The organism is Gleimia hominis (genome assembly GCF_002871945.2).
Classification (GTDB): domain Bacteria; phylum Actinomycetota; class Actinomycetes; order Actinomycetales; family Actinomycetaceae; genus Gleimia; species Gleimia hominis_A.
Genome location: NZ_CP126963.1, coordinates 1232093 through 1246393, shown reverse-complemented (window position 1 = coordinate 1246393; position 14301 = coordinate 1232093). Strand labels below are relative to the sequence as shown.

Here is a 14301-nt window from a genome sequence, read left to right as displayed (position 1 = left end):
TCTGCGCGTATCGTGTTTACAGCAAACGATGGCTCTAGGCTGTTTGTACATCTGAGAGCTTTTGTCCGGTAGCCAGACGGAAATATTTCATCAGGGGCGTCCAGCCAATCAACGTCGTAACCTGCTGAAGTGGTGGTTACCCGGAAGTGGTAATTGAATCTGATGCTGTGATGTCTTTGCCCCGGAGTGCGTTCTAGCGGGTAGTGCGTTTGCACGGGGAAGCACTCCGGCTCTTCGTGTTTGGGCACAGGTGGGTGTAACTGTCGTGAGGTAAATGATGCGTTTGGTGTTTGAGTGGATCATGAGAAGGCGCCTGTGTCGAGGCTGAATTATTCCGTGGTCGGGTTCTTGGTATTAATGGCGCCATTGTGTAGTTGTCGCTAGCAGACCTCGACAATCAGTGTGGCAAGCAAGGAGTCAATTACCGCATGGTCTTAACAGGTACCAATTACGAATTGGCGCGCTTGTGCTGGGGGATGGGTGAGATGGGGGGTTAACACAGCGGGCATTCTTGTGTTAAATTAGGCAAGGCTTACCTGAATATATGTGAAATGGAATCGACCTTAGAATCCACGCGTTTATTCAGGTAACTCGCTTATGTAGGCACGTCTTGAACGGACTTTCGTGCACTTAGGCATTTCAATAACTGAAAGGAAACAGTAAACGTGTCAACCAGACGGAGTTTAACGCGGAAAAGCTCTTCCATTATCGCGTTAGCAGCCCTTGTGACCAGCATGGGAGTGTTGCCCGCATACGCGGTAAACACAGCTGCATCTAATGGCGGAGCAGTTGTGACGACAAGCAGTGCGCAGGAGCGTGCAGCCTCAGATAAGAAGACCGTAACGGGCGACCTCAACTGGGCTGTGCGTGACAGTTTCCTGAAATACATTCAGGGCCCCATTGCCCGCGGCAAGGTTGAGGTTTCCGACGGTGCCTCCGCGCTTAAAGGCAGCGACGGTAAGATTAATAACTTCAACTTCAAAGTTGAAGATGGGCAAGAACTTGATATTACGAAGCCGGCTGGCGAAATCAGATTCCACGGTACAGTCCAGATGACTGGGCACGGTGGGATCCTAGAAATGACCATCGCGAACCCAACCATCAAACTAACTGGCGGCGATAAAGCAACTGGCGGCACGCAAAGTGGTGTGCTTTCCGCTGAGGTGAAATCCCGCAAGTTCGTAGACACAACCACCAAGGGGGAAATGGTTGACTACAAACGCGTAGACATCGCGAGCATCCCTCAAATTGACGTTAACACTGAAGGTAATCAGATTACGCTCAAGAGTAAACCGGCTACGCTACTAGAATCTGGGGTTGCAGCCTTCGGGGGGTTCTACGAAGCCGGTAAAGACATGGCGGAAATCGCCGTGACCCTGCAGCAAAATAAGGAAGCTGAAGAAACGCCGGAACCAGAAAACCCGGGTGCAAACAATCCTGGGAAAGACGATCCTGAGGAGCCGAAACCAACTGAGGAGCCAGGGGCAAACAACAACTCCGAGGAAAAGCCCGGCAACAATACCACCGAAAAACCCGGTAACACTTCCACTGAGAAACCTAAGCAGGATAAGCCATCTCCTTCCACGCCGAACAAGAAACCAGCTAAGCAAAACACCTCCAAAGGATCCGAGAAAAAAGAATGCAAGGTTGATGGGAATCGAGTGCGGGTAACGGCTGGGAGCATGAGTTGGCCACTGCGTTCCTCCTTCACGTCTTACATTCGTGGTTCTATCGCTAAAGGTGGTTGGGACCTAAGCAACGGCGCTACCTGGTCTGGTTCCGCATTCGGATTCCAAACGGGCGGCGGCCTGTATGACAAAGCCAAAAAGCAAGGCACCCTCCACTTTAAAGGCACCGTGCACTTTACGGGCCACAAAGGTATCTTGAACACCACGATCTCAAATCCATCGGTACAGATTAACGGCAACAGCGGTGCCATCTACCTCAACATCAGTTCAGCGGGAATGGACGGCAAAGTTGTGAACTACGGGCGGATCCACTTCGCAAACGTAGCACTTTCGAACGTTACAGCAAGTGGGAATCAGTTGAGCGTGTCAGCTTCCTCAGTGAACCTGACGGCAAAGGGAGCTGCTGGATTCGCCGGCTTCTACGAAGTGGGAGAGAAGATGGATAATTTCTCACTTACCGTATCGACCACGCCCGCTTCCGCGTGTGACCCCGAAACTGGAGAGCTCATTGAATACGACGCGTACGGCAACCGCGTAGCTGACGGCCAGCAGGCAGGTGGGTTGGCTGCAACGGGTGCGGACAACATGAGCCTCGTGTACACGAGCATCCTCCTAGCGGTAATTGGAGCAGGCGCACTAGCGCTACGCTACCGCCGCGCCTAACCCAAGCACCTGGTTAATACCTGCTAGGTAACCCTGCAGGTACCAACCAGGTATCAAAAAACCGGAACGCAAGCCAGATTCCAAACTGACCACCGACCACACGGAACTGGCTGCGACACCGACAGGGGGCGGAGGGGAACCTCCGCCCCCAACAGATTGGAAGCATAATGCTAAAAACGAAGAGTCAGATCCGCACCGTCGGCCTGATTGCCGCATTCCTCACCTTCGCACTCATTATCCTCACCGCGTGCGGGAGCGCAGACACCAAACCAGAGAAAACAGCCCCCACACAGTCAGCAAGTGCCTCTGCAGAAACCCCAGACCTACCCGACCCACGCACAATCAAAGGTCTCACAACCGTACCTGAACTCAAGGACCCCGAAGTCATAGACGGAAAGTATGAACAAAAACTTCCCGCAACCGTAAAGGACTTTGAAGGTAAAGAAGTGACTGTCGAAGACACTAGCCGGATCCTCGCGCTAGATCTTTACGGTACCTTATCGCGCACCATCATCGCCCTCGGGTACGGCAAAAACATAGTGGGGAAAACTGTTAGCTCCACCGAAGAGCAACTCAAAGACCTGCCCACGGTAACCGAAAACGGACACCAACTAAACGTAGAAGCAATCCTCGCTCTCAAACCCACACTCATTCTCGTCGACCGCTCCGTAGGGCCCCCAGAAGCGATAGACCAGCTGCGCGCCACAAATGGTGTGTCCGTAGTGCTCATGGATGGTGATCGTAGTTTCGAAAAAACCGGTGAACTCACCAAACACGTGGCGCAAGCACTTGGGGTAGATGAAGCCGGTGACGCCCTCGCAAAACGTACGGACGAGGAGATCAAAGCTGCAGAAGAAAAAATTAAAACCTGGGTGCCAGAAAAACCCCTCGGAGGTGCATTTCTCTACGTGCGGGGTAAACAAGGTATCTTCTTCATCCTCGGATCAATGTCGTCCAGCCTGCTCAAGTCGGTCGGTTTACAAGACCTAGCTGGCGAAAATGGGATCCGCGACCTAGTTCCAGCGAACGCGGAATCGCTTGCGAAACTAAACCCCGAAGTGATCCTCGCGATGACGGGCGGCATAGAATCAGCCGGAGGGATGGAAAGCTTCATGGCCCGCCCCGGCGTTGCCCAAACAGCCGCGGGTAAAAACCAACGCGTAGTCGCAATTCCAGATGGCATCGCCCTCTCATACGGCCCGCAATCCGGGGAAGTGCTACTGAACATCGCGAAAGCAATCTACGGGGTCAAATAAGCCGCATGAACCAAGTTGCGCGCCGAACAAGACGACGCTTCATCACCTTCATCGTACTGGTCGTTGCCCTGATCGCGATCACGCTATTGAACGTCGCGGTAGGGCAATACCCAGTGCCCCTCAAAGAAGTGCTCCACGCAATCACAAACGCGCTTAACATCACCCACGCGCCCCTGGACCCAGTAGTGGAATCCACCCTGTGGAGCATCCGTTTCCCCCGCGTAGCGCTAGGAATAATCGTCGGAGCAGCACTCGCGGTAGCGGGCACCGTGATGCAAGCACTGTTCTCTAACCCCCTGGCCGAACCCGGAGTTGTAGGTGTGTCTTCCGGCGCGTCCGTGGGAGCTGCAGTGGCGATCGTGTTCGCCCCCACCGCCCTGGGTGGCTACTCCGTGCCGATTGCAGCTTTCATAACCGGGCTGCTGGCCTCATTCTTCGTCTACACGCTGTCCCGCGGTAGTGGGGGCACGCGCGTGATCACCCTGGTCCTAACGGGTATCGCCGTCACCGCCGTATGCGGCGCACTTACCGCGATCGCCACTTTCATCGCGCCCACAACCACGCGTGACCAAATTGTGTTCTGGCAAATGGGATCCCTAAACGGTGCATCTTGGACCCAAGTGGGCACCGTGGTGGTTGCCTGCACCATAGGCATAGTCTGGGCCCTATCACTAGCGCAACCACTGGACTCACTAGCACTAGGCGAAGCTGCCGCCGGCCACGTGGGCACCAACGTGCGTTCCCTGCGATTGCAAGCCATAATCGTTACTGCACTGCTCACAGCGTCCGCGGTTGCGTACGTGGGGGTGGTAAGTTTCGTCGGGCTGGTTGTCCCTCACGTGCTGCGGCTAGTCTTGGGGCCAATCAACCGGGTGCTCCTGCCCGCATCAATCCTCGGTGGGGCGCTCCTCATTTCCCTGTCCGACCTGGCGGCCCGCAACCTCATTTCGTTCGCAGACCTACCCATCGGCGTGTTCACCGCCCTCGTAGGCGGCCCCACGTTCTTCATTCTTTTGCGCACGAACCTCAAGGTGAAAGGCCTGTAGAAGTGGAAACGGTTGGCAACGTGGGAAGGCCTGTAGACATGGAAACAGCTGGTGACATGGAAACAGTTGCAAACATGGAAGCAGTTAGTAATGTGAAAATCGTGGAAGCGAACAGGGTGTCGTTTTCGTACGGATCTAACCGGGTGCTAGATAGCGTGGATTTTTATGCGCATGAGGGTGAACTCATCGGGTTGCTGGGCCCCAATGGGACGGGCAAAACGACGCTGCTGAAAACCCTGTGCGGGGACTTGCCGGTGCAACGTGGGCGGGTGCTGCTACGGGGCCGGGAAGTGAGCGACTATGCGCCGAAAGAACTGGCGCGCACCCGGGCTGTGATGCCGCAAACCAGCGCGTTCCCATTCGCCTTCCTAGTGCAAGACATCGTGCAGATGGGCTGCACGCCGTGGGCTGGAACCAAAGAAGAGGTGCGGGCGGTAGTGCAAGACGCGCTTAGAACGGCGGGCGTGGAACACCTCAAAGACCGGGAAGTGACACAACTGTCGGGTGGGGAAACCGCGCGCGTCACGTTCGCCCGCGTGCTCGCGCAGCGAGCCAAACTGATTTTCTTGGACGAACCCACCGCCGCGCTGGACGTAGCGCATCAGGAGCGACTAATGGCGAACTGCTGCGACCTGGTAGAAGAGGGGCGGACCGTGATCGCGGTTATGCACGACATTCAGCTTGCCGCGGCATACTGCACCAAAATAGCCCTCATGAAAAACGGGAAAATCGTGGCGTTCGGGAACCCCGAAACCGTGCTCACCGCACGCGCCTTAGAAGAAGCATACGGTTGGCCGATCCGCGTGGAGCAACTACCGGGCGGCGAACTCGTGTTCTTACCAAAAAAGCAGCGGCTACCAAAAAAGGAGCGTCCACGTACCGGTTCGCTACACTATGGTTCGTGACTGAAAGATTCCCCGGTATCCACCGCCGTACCCGCCCAGAAGTGCTGGCCCCGGCCGGTAATTTAGCGACTTTAAAAACCGCGTTCGACTTCGGAGCGGACGCCGTTTACTTCGGTGGCAGACAGTTCGGCATGCGCAGTGCCCCTAAGAATTTCACGCTTGAGGACGTGGCTGAAGCCGTGCAATACGCTCACGCGCGGGGTGGGCGCGTGTTCGTAACCTGCAATATTCTGCCCAGTTCCGCAGAAGTCGCGTCCATGAACGAGTACATGGGGCAGCTGGGCGACATCGGGGTGGATGCGTTAATCGTAACGGACATTGGGGTGCTCATGGCGGCCCGGGAAGTCGCTCCGAACACGCAGATTCACATCTCCACCCAGGCGGGCGTCACTAACTACCAGGCGGCGAACGCTCTGGCGCAACTAGGTGCCAGCCGCGTGGTTCTGGCGCGGGAGCTGAGCTTGGACGCGATCCGGGAACTGCGGGCACACACCCCACCGGATTTAGAAGTGGAAGCGTTCGTTCACGGCTCTATGTGCATGGCGTTTTCTGGCCGCTGCTTGATCTCCCAGCACACCACGGGGCGGGACGCCAACCACGGGGACTGCGCCCAGTCTTGCCGATACAAGTACCACGTGGTGGAAGAACGCAAACCCGGGGAGTTCATCCCCGTGGAGATCACAGACCAGGGGACGTTCCTGTTTAACTCCAATGACATGAACACCATTGAGCACGTGGATGACATTTTGGATGCCGGGGTCACGTCCCTCAAGATTGAAGGCCGCGCGAAAAGTGCCTATTACGTTGCGGCAATGACGAACGCATACAAAACCGCAGTGAACGAATATATGTGGCAACGCGGGTTCGAAACCGAGGGCGGAGAGCAACTGCAGCCCTTTCACGACCAAGTGCACAAACCACAAACAGGAGCGCGCCCAGCGACTCCGGTTAAGTTCTCCCAATGGCTCGCCCAGGAACCCAACAAAGTGACGCACCGGACCTATTCGACGGGGTTTTACTATCCGGACAACCCGGCGAGTGAAGACGTGAAACGGGGAGGTTACATTAATACGTGGTTGCTGGCCGGAATCGTCACCAAGTTTGACGCGCAGGCCCAACGTCTTTACCTACACGCAAAGAACAAACTAGTTCCGGGTAAAGAGATTGAAATCCTTTTCCCGGGCACAGCTCCGGTGGTTATGCGCGTGCCTTCCTCAGGCCTACAAGATGCCGAGGGGAACGCAGTGAGTGAAATCAACCATCCCGCGCACGTTTTCTCTATGCCCTACAGGGGTAAGCAATCCATCCCGGAAGGGGCGATGGTGCGGGTGCGGGCTAACCTCTACCACGGAGGGTGACATACCTCAGGTGCCCAACTGACGAAAACTATACAAATGGGGGATTACTGTCTCAATAGATGACGCAAAATCTAAATTCAGATTGGAGTTGCAATACTAGAGGCGTGCACTCATTAGTTTTACAATCAGATTTTGGATTAGACGACGGAGCTGTAGCAGCGATGTACGGCGTTGCTATAGACACAAAACCAGATTTACGGATCTTTGACCTCACGCATAACATTCCCCCGTACGACATTTGGGAAGGGTCTTACCGGCTCGCTCAAGCCATAGATTATTGGCCAGAAGGCACCGTATTCGTGTCTGTGGTTGACCCGGGAGTGGGGTCGGATCGCCTCTCCGTCGTGGCGCGCACCAAAACAGGTCACTACGTAGTGACTCCAGACAACGGTACCCTCACGCACGTGGACGCCATCTTTGGGGTAGAGCAACTACGCGAAATCGATGAGCACAGTAACCGCCGCAAAGGCTCCGAAGCCTCGTACACGTTCCACGGGCGCGACATATACGCTTACACCGGAGCCCGCCTAGCTGCCGGCATCATCAACTACGAGCAGGTGGGGCGGGAGTTAAACGTCGAGGACATGGTGCGGTTACCGTGGGACAAACCCTACCGCGACGGCGACACGGTTTACGGTAATATCGACGCGCTCGACGTGCGCTACGGGTCTTTGTGGACGTCGATTCCCCGCACCTTGTTCAACGAAATCAACCCCGAGTTCGGCGAACGGTTCCAACTGCGCGTAATGCACCAAGGCCGGGTTATGCACTCGAACCAAATGATCTACGCCCCCAGCTTCGCAGCCGTAGAAGTAGGGGAGTCGCTAATCTACGTCAACTCCCTAGACCGCATGGCCGCAGCTATCAACCGCGGTTCGTACGCGCGGGCGTTCAATATCGACACCGGTAGCGCCTGGCACGTTTCCCTCACACACGTTAAATAACAGCGAGTTATTTCCCAGATAAGACACCCCAGATGAAACCTCGAAAGGAAACCGATGAATAAGGTATCGCCCATCACCCAGGTGGTTGCAATCGGGATTGGAGCGGCCATCTTCTTCGTACTCGGCCGGTTCCTCATAATCCCCGCCCCAATTCCCAACACGTCCATCAACATTCAATACGCAGTGCTGGCACTGTTCGCCACGCTCTACGGCCCCGTTTCTGGCCTCGCAATCGGCGCTATCGGGCACGTGCTAATAGACGCCACCGGCTACGGAATCTGGGCGTCGTGGGAGATCGCGTCAGTAGTATTCGGCTTGATTGTAGGTGCCGCGATGCTGCACAACAAAGTGCGGGAGGGAGAGCTTGGGAAGAAAACCCTGGTGAGGTTCAACGTGTCGGTAGTGATCGCACACGCTCTCGCGTGGATCCTGGTTGCCCCACTTGGAGACATCCTCATCTACTCGGAACCAGCCAGTAAAGTATTCACCCAAGGCGCGCTCGCGTTCGTGTCAAACTCCATCACCACCTGCGTGATAGGTTCACTAATCCTCATCGTGTACGCCCGCACCCGCACCAAGAGCGGATCGCTCAAACTAGAGGATTAACCACGGGGCTGCGCGAAAGTTAACGAGCTAGAGGAATAAATGGCGACCAAGCGAGCACACGAACCAATAATCGAGCTCGAAAACTATTCATTCACCTACCGCGAACAGTCAACACCGACCCTCAACGACATAAACCTGCGGGTTAACGCGGGCGAAAAAATCGCGATCGTCGGCCCATCTGGATGCGGTAAATCCACACTGCTACACGCCCTCAACGGGCTAATCCCACACCACTACAAAGGTAAACACACGGGCCAGATCCAAGTGGCGGGCATGGACCCGAACCGGGCAAGTCTGGTGCAGGTAGCAACCCACGTGGGTACCGTACTGCAAGACAGCTCAAACCAGTTCGTGTCCTTGACGGTCGCGGAAGATATCGCGTTCTCACTGGAGAACCAGGCGGTGCCTCACGCGGACATGCCCCCGCGCGTACAGCACGCCGCGCGGACAGTGGACATGGAACCGTACCTGGACGCGTCCCCTCAGGATTTATCTGGCGGGCAAAAACAACGCGTCGCCATGGCCGGTGTGCTCGTGGATGACGTGGACATCCTCCTGTTCGATGAACCACTCGCGATGCTGGACCCAGCGTCTGGGCGGCAAACCATTGAACTGATCGACCGCCTACACAACCAAGGTGGACGCACCATAGTTATTGTGGAGCACCGCATTGAAGACGTGCTGCACCGCGATGTGGACCGCCTGATCCTCATGGACAATGGGCAGATCGTGGCGGACACTACTCCCGACCAACTGGTGGCATCCGGTTTACTCGAAGAACATGGGATTCGCCCGCCCTTGCACGTGACTGCGCTGCGGTACGCGGGGGTGGACGTGGACGCCGCTGCCCACCCCGCGAACGTGCGCCGCATGAACCTCACTAAAACGCAAAAACAAGCGGTGCGACAGTGGGTAAACGATGGCAACCAAACTCGCTGTGAAACTGCTGCGACGCAAACTCCGGCGCTGCGCTTGAAGCAGGTGCACGCTACTTACGAACGCAGTGGGGAGCAGGCTGACGTAGTAGCTTTGGAAGACGTTTCCGTCGACATTCCCCACGGGGCGATGGTGGGGATTGTGGGTTCAAACGGGGCGGGTAAATCCACGCTCGCCCGCGTCGTGTGCGGATTCATTCCCCTCGCCGGGGGGACCGTTTCGATTAATGGTGAGGACGCGTCCAACTGGTCGCTTACAAAACGCGGGCAACACGTGGGCTTCGTCTTGCAAGAACCCGGGCAGATGCTGTCGTGCCCCATGATTCGCGACGAAGTGCAACTGGGATTAAAAGCCCGAGGGATCACCGGTAGTGACGCGCACCGGCGAGTCGAAAACGCCCTCAAGACGTGTGGTTTGTGGCCGTACCGGTCCTGGCCAATCTCGGCGCTGAGCCACGGGCAGAAAAAACGCGTCACCATCGCCGCGATTCTCGCGATGGAACCCTCCGTGCTGATCCTTGACGAACCCACCGCCGGACAAGACTTCGCGCACTACACCGAGTTTATGGACTTCCTCGCTCGCGTGAACCAGCAGGGAACCACGGTTATCCTCATTACCCACGACATGCACCTCGCGGTGGAGTACACCGACCGGGTACTCGTGGTGAGTGACGGCGCGATCATTGCCGACGACCACCCCTCAAAAGTATTAACCGACGAAAACATCACCAAGCGAGCGGACCTGGTGACTACGGGCCTGTACGAACTAGCGAAAACCTGCGCGGTTGCGGATCCATCGCAACTGGTGCGGCGATTCATCGAAGTGGACCGGCAGAAACGGGGGGTGCACGCGTGAGCACACCAATCCTGGGATACGTGAACCGGCCGGGGCTGCTGCACCGCTTAGCCGGGACATCCAAACTAGTTTTCGTGGCGGCCCTGGTGGTGGCTGCGATGATCACTTTCGACGTTCGCCTGCTCGCCACCCTAGCCGCTATCAACTTAGTGGCGTGGGCGCTGTCGCGCATAAAACTAGCGGACCTAAAGCTGGTGCTTGGCATTATCACTGGGTTCATGCTGCTGAACATCGTGCTGATCTACGTGTTCGCCCCAGAGTATGGGGTGGAACTGTTCGGCACGCGCCACGCGATTTGGGATGGGCCCGGACGGTGGTCGCTCACGTGGGAGCAGATCTTTTACGAAGCAGCGGTAGCCCTGAAGTACTTCGCGGTGCTGCCCAGCGTGCTGCTGTTCATCACCACCACCCGGCCACCCGAGTTCGCGTCGTCCTTGAACTCCGTTGGCGTGCCGTACCGGTTTGCATACGCCGTGTCCTTATCGATGCGCTATATTCCCGACGTGCAAAGAGACTTCAACACCATTTCTAAAGCACAGCAGGCCCGCGGCATGGACACGTCCTCTGACGCGCCTTTGAGGAAGCGCGTGCGCAACCTCGTGTCAATCCTCATGCCTCTACTGCTCAGTTCCCTAGACCGCATTGAATCCGTTGCGTCCGCGATGGAACTGCGCGGATTCGGCCGGGAAAAGCGCCGTACCTGGTATGCCCGCAGGCAACTGCGATTCCCCGATTGGCTGCTAATCGGCTTCTCCGCGCTGCTGCTGGCCGGCACGATCGCCCTGTGGTTCGTAAACCACGGGCGGTTCTGGAACCCATTCATTTAGTAGCCAAAGCCCGCCCGGCCGGAGCTTATTCGACTGTGCTGAGCGCGCTGAGCGTGAAACTGAACTCCGTTGCGACGGGCCGCAGGGCGTACTGCGGGCGCGTATCCGGGCCGCAAGAACGCGTGCCAATCCCATGCTGGGCCGCGTCGATCCACAAGTATGTCCGCTCCGACTGGGGGAGCTGGTCCCAGTGCGTACACTCATCGAGCGTGCGCGCAGAGTGCGGCGACACGGAAAACGACATGTCTTGCGCCCTAACCGCTAGCCCCGCATTCTGGCTGGTTGAAGCAACCGCCTCACCACCCGCAGTGGTATCGGCCGCGTTCGCTCCTCGTGAGCGGGTTAACTTCAGCCACGTAAATGGCCCCCTATTGCCCGCTTCTTGAGGTCTGACGTGTCGCTCCACCATCTGGCTCACCGGCGCGGTGAATACGCCCTGCCAGTTTGCGTGCGCAAGGTCGGGGTAGTTAACGCCCGGCCCGGCGCCCTGCCACCGCACCTGCCAGTCGGTGTCCGGCAGCCAGGTGTAAACGCCCAGCCGGCTGATCGCTGCGGGCCACGGGCCAACGGGGTTGAACCGGTAGGTGACGCGCACGCCGTTTTGCGCCGGCTCGTAACGGACCATGGCGTAGGCCCCAAAGTCGGTTGCTGGGGGAGCCCAGTATTCGCGCACCACCACTGCGTCGTCTTCCTTTGTGAGCTCCAGGAACTTGCGGGTTATCTGGTGCAGCCGCGCTGCCTGCCAGCGGTCTGCGTTAGACGGGCCCGCCTGGTTCAACCCGCCGCCCAACTGGCCCGGTTCACGCAATCCCCAGTAGTCACTGGGCCCATGTCCCCGGTCGTTATCCGTTGGTGCCCGCCAAACAGCCAGGCTCAACCCGGGTAGTTCCACGTTTCCTACCCGCTTGAGGAGGCCGCGTTCATCTACACTAAACCCGCCCGGCGACGTCGCAGCCGGCTCGGTATCAACGGGGGAGGGCCGGCTTGAGGATTGCGTGAACGTGACCGTGCGGTCTCCGTCGCTGTCGCAATACCCCACTGGCGCGGGCCGGTAACCGGCCACTGGCTCCACCTGCGGCCCCGCGTACGTGCCTAGCCCCGGCAGGCGCGTATCCATTATGGCAACGCGCAACCGAGCGCCCTCAGGCAAATCTAGTTCTTGCACGAAATCTAAGGGGACGGTTTGCCCTACCGCAACCTCCGGCAAAGGCACCTTCCCTGTTTGCTGCGGTGTGCCCGGCAGCGTATTCCAACGAATGTACAGTTCGGAAAGGGAACGGCGGCACCAGTTGTTACGCACCTGCCAGCGCCCATCAGTTTCTTCTAGGGTAAATGGCGCATACAGGTTCGCCCAGTTCAGCGCCCCAGAATCGGGAATCGTCTCTAAATCAACCAGGCCGTCGCACACAAAGTTGCCGTCGTGAACCGCCTCGTCAAAGTCCCCGCCGTAACACCATTTACCGTCGGCAAGTAGCGTGTGGTCGCGCCACTCCCACACGAACCCACCGGCGAACCGGGGGCGGTTAAAGAACTTGCGGTAGTCGATTGCCCCGCCCGGCCCGGTGCCCATGGCATGCAAGTATTCGCACAAAAGTACTGGGCTGGCGTGCACGCGCTGCACATCCGTATCCGTTATGCGTGCCGCCGGGTGGTTCGGCACCGCAATGGGGGCACCGTGGGAGATGTCCAAAGCCGCCTCCACCTCTTCCACAGTCGCGTACATACGCGAATAAAAGTCCGAGTACCGCAGCCCGTAGTCACCTTCATAATGGATGAGGCAGTGCGGATCCCGGTGGCGTAACCACTGACTCATTGCCCGCAGGTTCTGGCCGGTACCGGATTCGTTACCCAGGGACCAGCAGAATATTGAGGGGTGGTTCTTATCGCGCTCAAACGTGCGTTCGATTCGGTTTAGGAACGCGGCGCGCCACTGCGGGTCATCTGAGGGGTTTTGCCGCCACGACCCGTCGGAGCCTTCAAACCCGTGGGTTTCCACGTCGCATTCGAGCATCACCCAAAAACCCAGTTCGTCACACAGGTCTAAAAACCGTGGGTGCGGCGGGTAGTGGGAAGTGCGGATAGCGTTAATTCCCAGCGCTTTCATAGCTTGCAGGTCGCGGCGGGCAAAGGCTTCGTCGAACACCCGCCCGGCGGTGGAACGCACTTCGTGGCGGTTCACCCCCACGAGTTTCAACGGGTGACCGTTTGCTTTCAACACCCCATGGTCGATGTTCACGCGGCGGAACCCGACCGGTAGCTCGCAGGTTTGCGTACCGACCGTAACGAAGCAAGGGTAGAGCACCGGCTGGTCCGCTTCCCATGGCTGCACTGCGCCAATGCTGACCCAGTTGGAATCCAACCACTTGCCGTCGCGCCGCCACGACACCGCGAGTGCCGTGTCGTTCACGCGCGCAGCAGCGTCGTTCGCGTCCGTGCGCACGCGCAGGCGGATACGCCCCTGACCGTCGGTGTAATCGGTGTTTACCCACACGTCCTCAATGGCATCTACGTACTGCACCGACACGTCCCGGAAGATTCCCGGTAGCCACCACTGGTCTTGATCCTCCAGGTAAGAACCGCGGGAAAACTGCTGTACCCGCACTTGCAGAAGATTAGTACCGGGCTTGATCAGGTCGGAAATGTCGAACTCAACCGCGAGCCGCGAACCGGTGGAAAACCCTAAGTAGGTACCGTTCAGCCACGCGTGCAGCATGGATTCAACCCCGTCGAAACGCAACCGCACCTGCCGCGTTCCACCCTGGTCTTCTGGGAGGACGCGGTGTTCTTCATCTGTTTGCGCGGCGTCGCCCGGTAAAGAACCGGTGGGGGTGAACGTCGTCCAGTAATCTGCCGTTGGATTCTCGTCGGGCGGTAGGGGCGGCAGCACGGGGAACGGGAAGTTCACGTTCGTGTACTGCGGCGTGCCAAAAGTGCCGGGTGGCAGCACCCAGTGCCCCGGCACCGGCATTGGGCGGGCGTCCGCGGCCTGCTCAGGCGCGGGCACGCTCACTTTTGAATCCGCCGCGAAGTTAGTTGGCGTGGGATCCGTTTTGTGAAGCTTAAAGTTCCACACCCCGTTGAGGGATTGGCTCGCGTGTGCGGGCGGATACGACCGCGGTGGGCACACCCGCCCACCCTGCGGGGCGAAGAGGGCGTCGTCAAACCGTTGATCTGCAGCGTTGCATTCAAAAGTACTCACCTGATCACTTTAACATTG

Annotated in this window: 10 protein-coding genes; 9 read left to right on the top strand and 1 reads right to left on the bottom strand. The window is 57.9% G+C overall.

From position 1 onward, the window contains the following. The first annotated feature begins 791 nt into the window (after nucleotides 1–791). From CJ187_RS05500 to CJ187_RS05460, 9 genes are all read left to right on the top strand, one after another. Nucleotides 792–2351 (top strand): HtaA domain-containing protein, encoded by a 1560-nt coding sequence (locus CJ187_RS05500; protein ID WP_158237737.1) that lies wholly within the window; start codon nucleotides 792–794, stop codon nucleotides 2349–2351. A 167-nt stretch (nucleotides 2352–2518) separates the two neighbouring features. Then, nucleotides 2519–3607, top strand: a complete 1089-nt coding sequence (locus tag CJ187_RS05495; protein WP_102216638.1) for a heme/hemin ABC transporter substrate-binding protein — start codon at nucleotides 2519–2521, stop codon at nucleotides 3605–3607. A gap of 5 nt (nucleotides 3608–3612) precedes the next feature. Further along, the gene (locus CJ187_RS05490) at nucleotides 3613–4653 is read left to right on the top strand and encodes a FecCD family ABC transporter permease (protein WP_102216637.1); all 1041 of its coding nucleotides are present in this window, start codon (nucleotides 3613–3615) and stop codon (nucleotides 4651–4653) included. A gap of 38 nt (nucleotides 4654–4691) precedes the next feature. Continuing rightward, nucleotides 4692–5558: a heme ABC transporter ATP-binding protein gene (locus CJ187_RS05485; RefSeq protein ID WP_284667124.1), complete on the top strand. Its 867-nt coding sequence runs from the start codon at nucleotides 4692–4694 to the stop codon at nucleotides 5556–5558. Further along, nucleotides 5555–6916, top strand: a complete 1362-nt coding sequence (locus tag CJ187_RS05480; protein WP_102216636.1) for a peptidase U32 family protein — start codon at nucleotides 5555–5557, stop codon at nucleotides 6914–6916. Before CJ187_RS05485 ends, CJ187_RS05480 begins: the two co-directional genes overlap by 4 nt. A 104-nt stretch (nucleotides 6917–7020) precedes the next feature. Further along, on the top strand, nucleotides 7021–7860 hold the full coding sequence (locus CJ187_RS05475; RefSeq protein ID WP_102216635.1) for an SAM hydrolase/SAM-dependent halogenase family protein: 840 nt from the start codon (nucleotides 7021–7023) through the stop codon (nucleotides 7858–7860). 54 nt (nucleotides 7861–7914) lie between these two features. Then, nucleotides 7915–8466, top strand: coding sequence for an ECF-type riboflavin transporter substrate-binding protein (locus tag CJ187_RS05470; RefSeq protein WP_102216634.1), 552 nt, complete (start codon nucleotides 7915–7917; stop codon nucleotides 8464–8466). 39 nt (nucleotides 8467–8505) lie between these two features. Then, nucleotides 8506–10257, top strand: a complete 1752-nt coding sequence (locus CJ187_RS05465) for an ABC transporter ATP-binding protein (RefSeq protein WP_102216633.1) — start codon at nucleotides 8506–8508, stop codon at nucleotides 10255–10257. Then, entirely contained in the window at nucleotides 10254–11084 is an 831-nt protein-coding gene (locus CJ187_RS05460) for an energy-coupling factor transporter transmembrane component T family protein (protein WP_102216632.1), read from the top strand. Before CJ187_RS05465 ends, CJ187_RS05460 begins: the two co-directional genes overlap by 4 nt. A 25-nt stretch (nucleotides 11085–11109) precedes the next feature. Here CJ187_RS05460 and CJ187_RS05455 read toward each other — a convergent pair whose 3' ends face one another. Further along, nucleotides 11110–14283: a glycoside hydrolase family 2 TIM barrel-domain containing protein gene (locus tag CJ187_RS05455; protein ID WP_102216631.1), complete on the bottom strand. Its 3174-nt coding sequence runs from the start codon at nucleotides 14281–14283 to the stop codon at nucleotides 11110–11112. Between the last annotated feature and the right edge of the window lie 18 nt (nucleotides 14284–14301).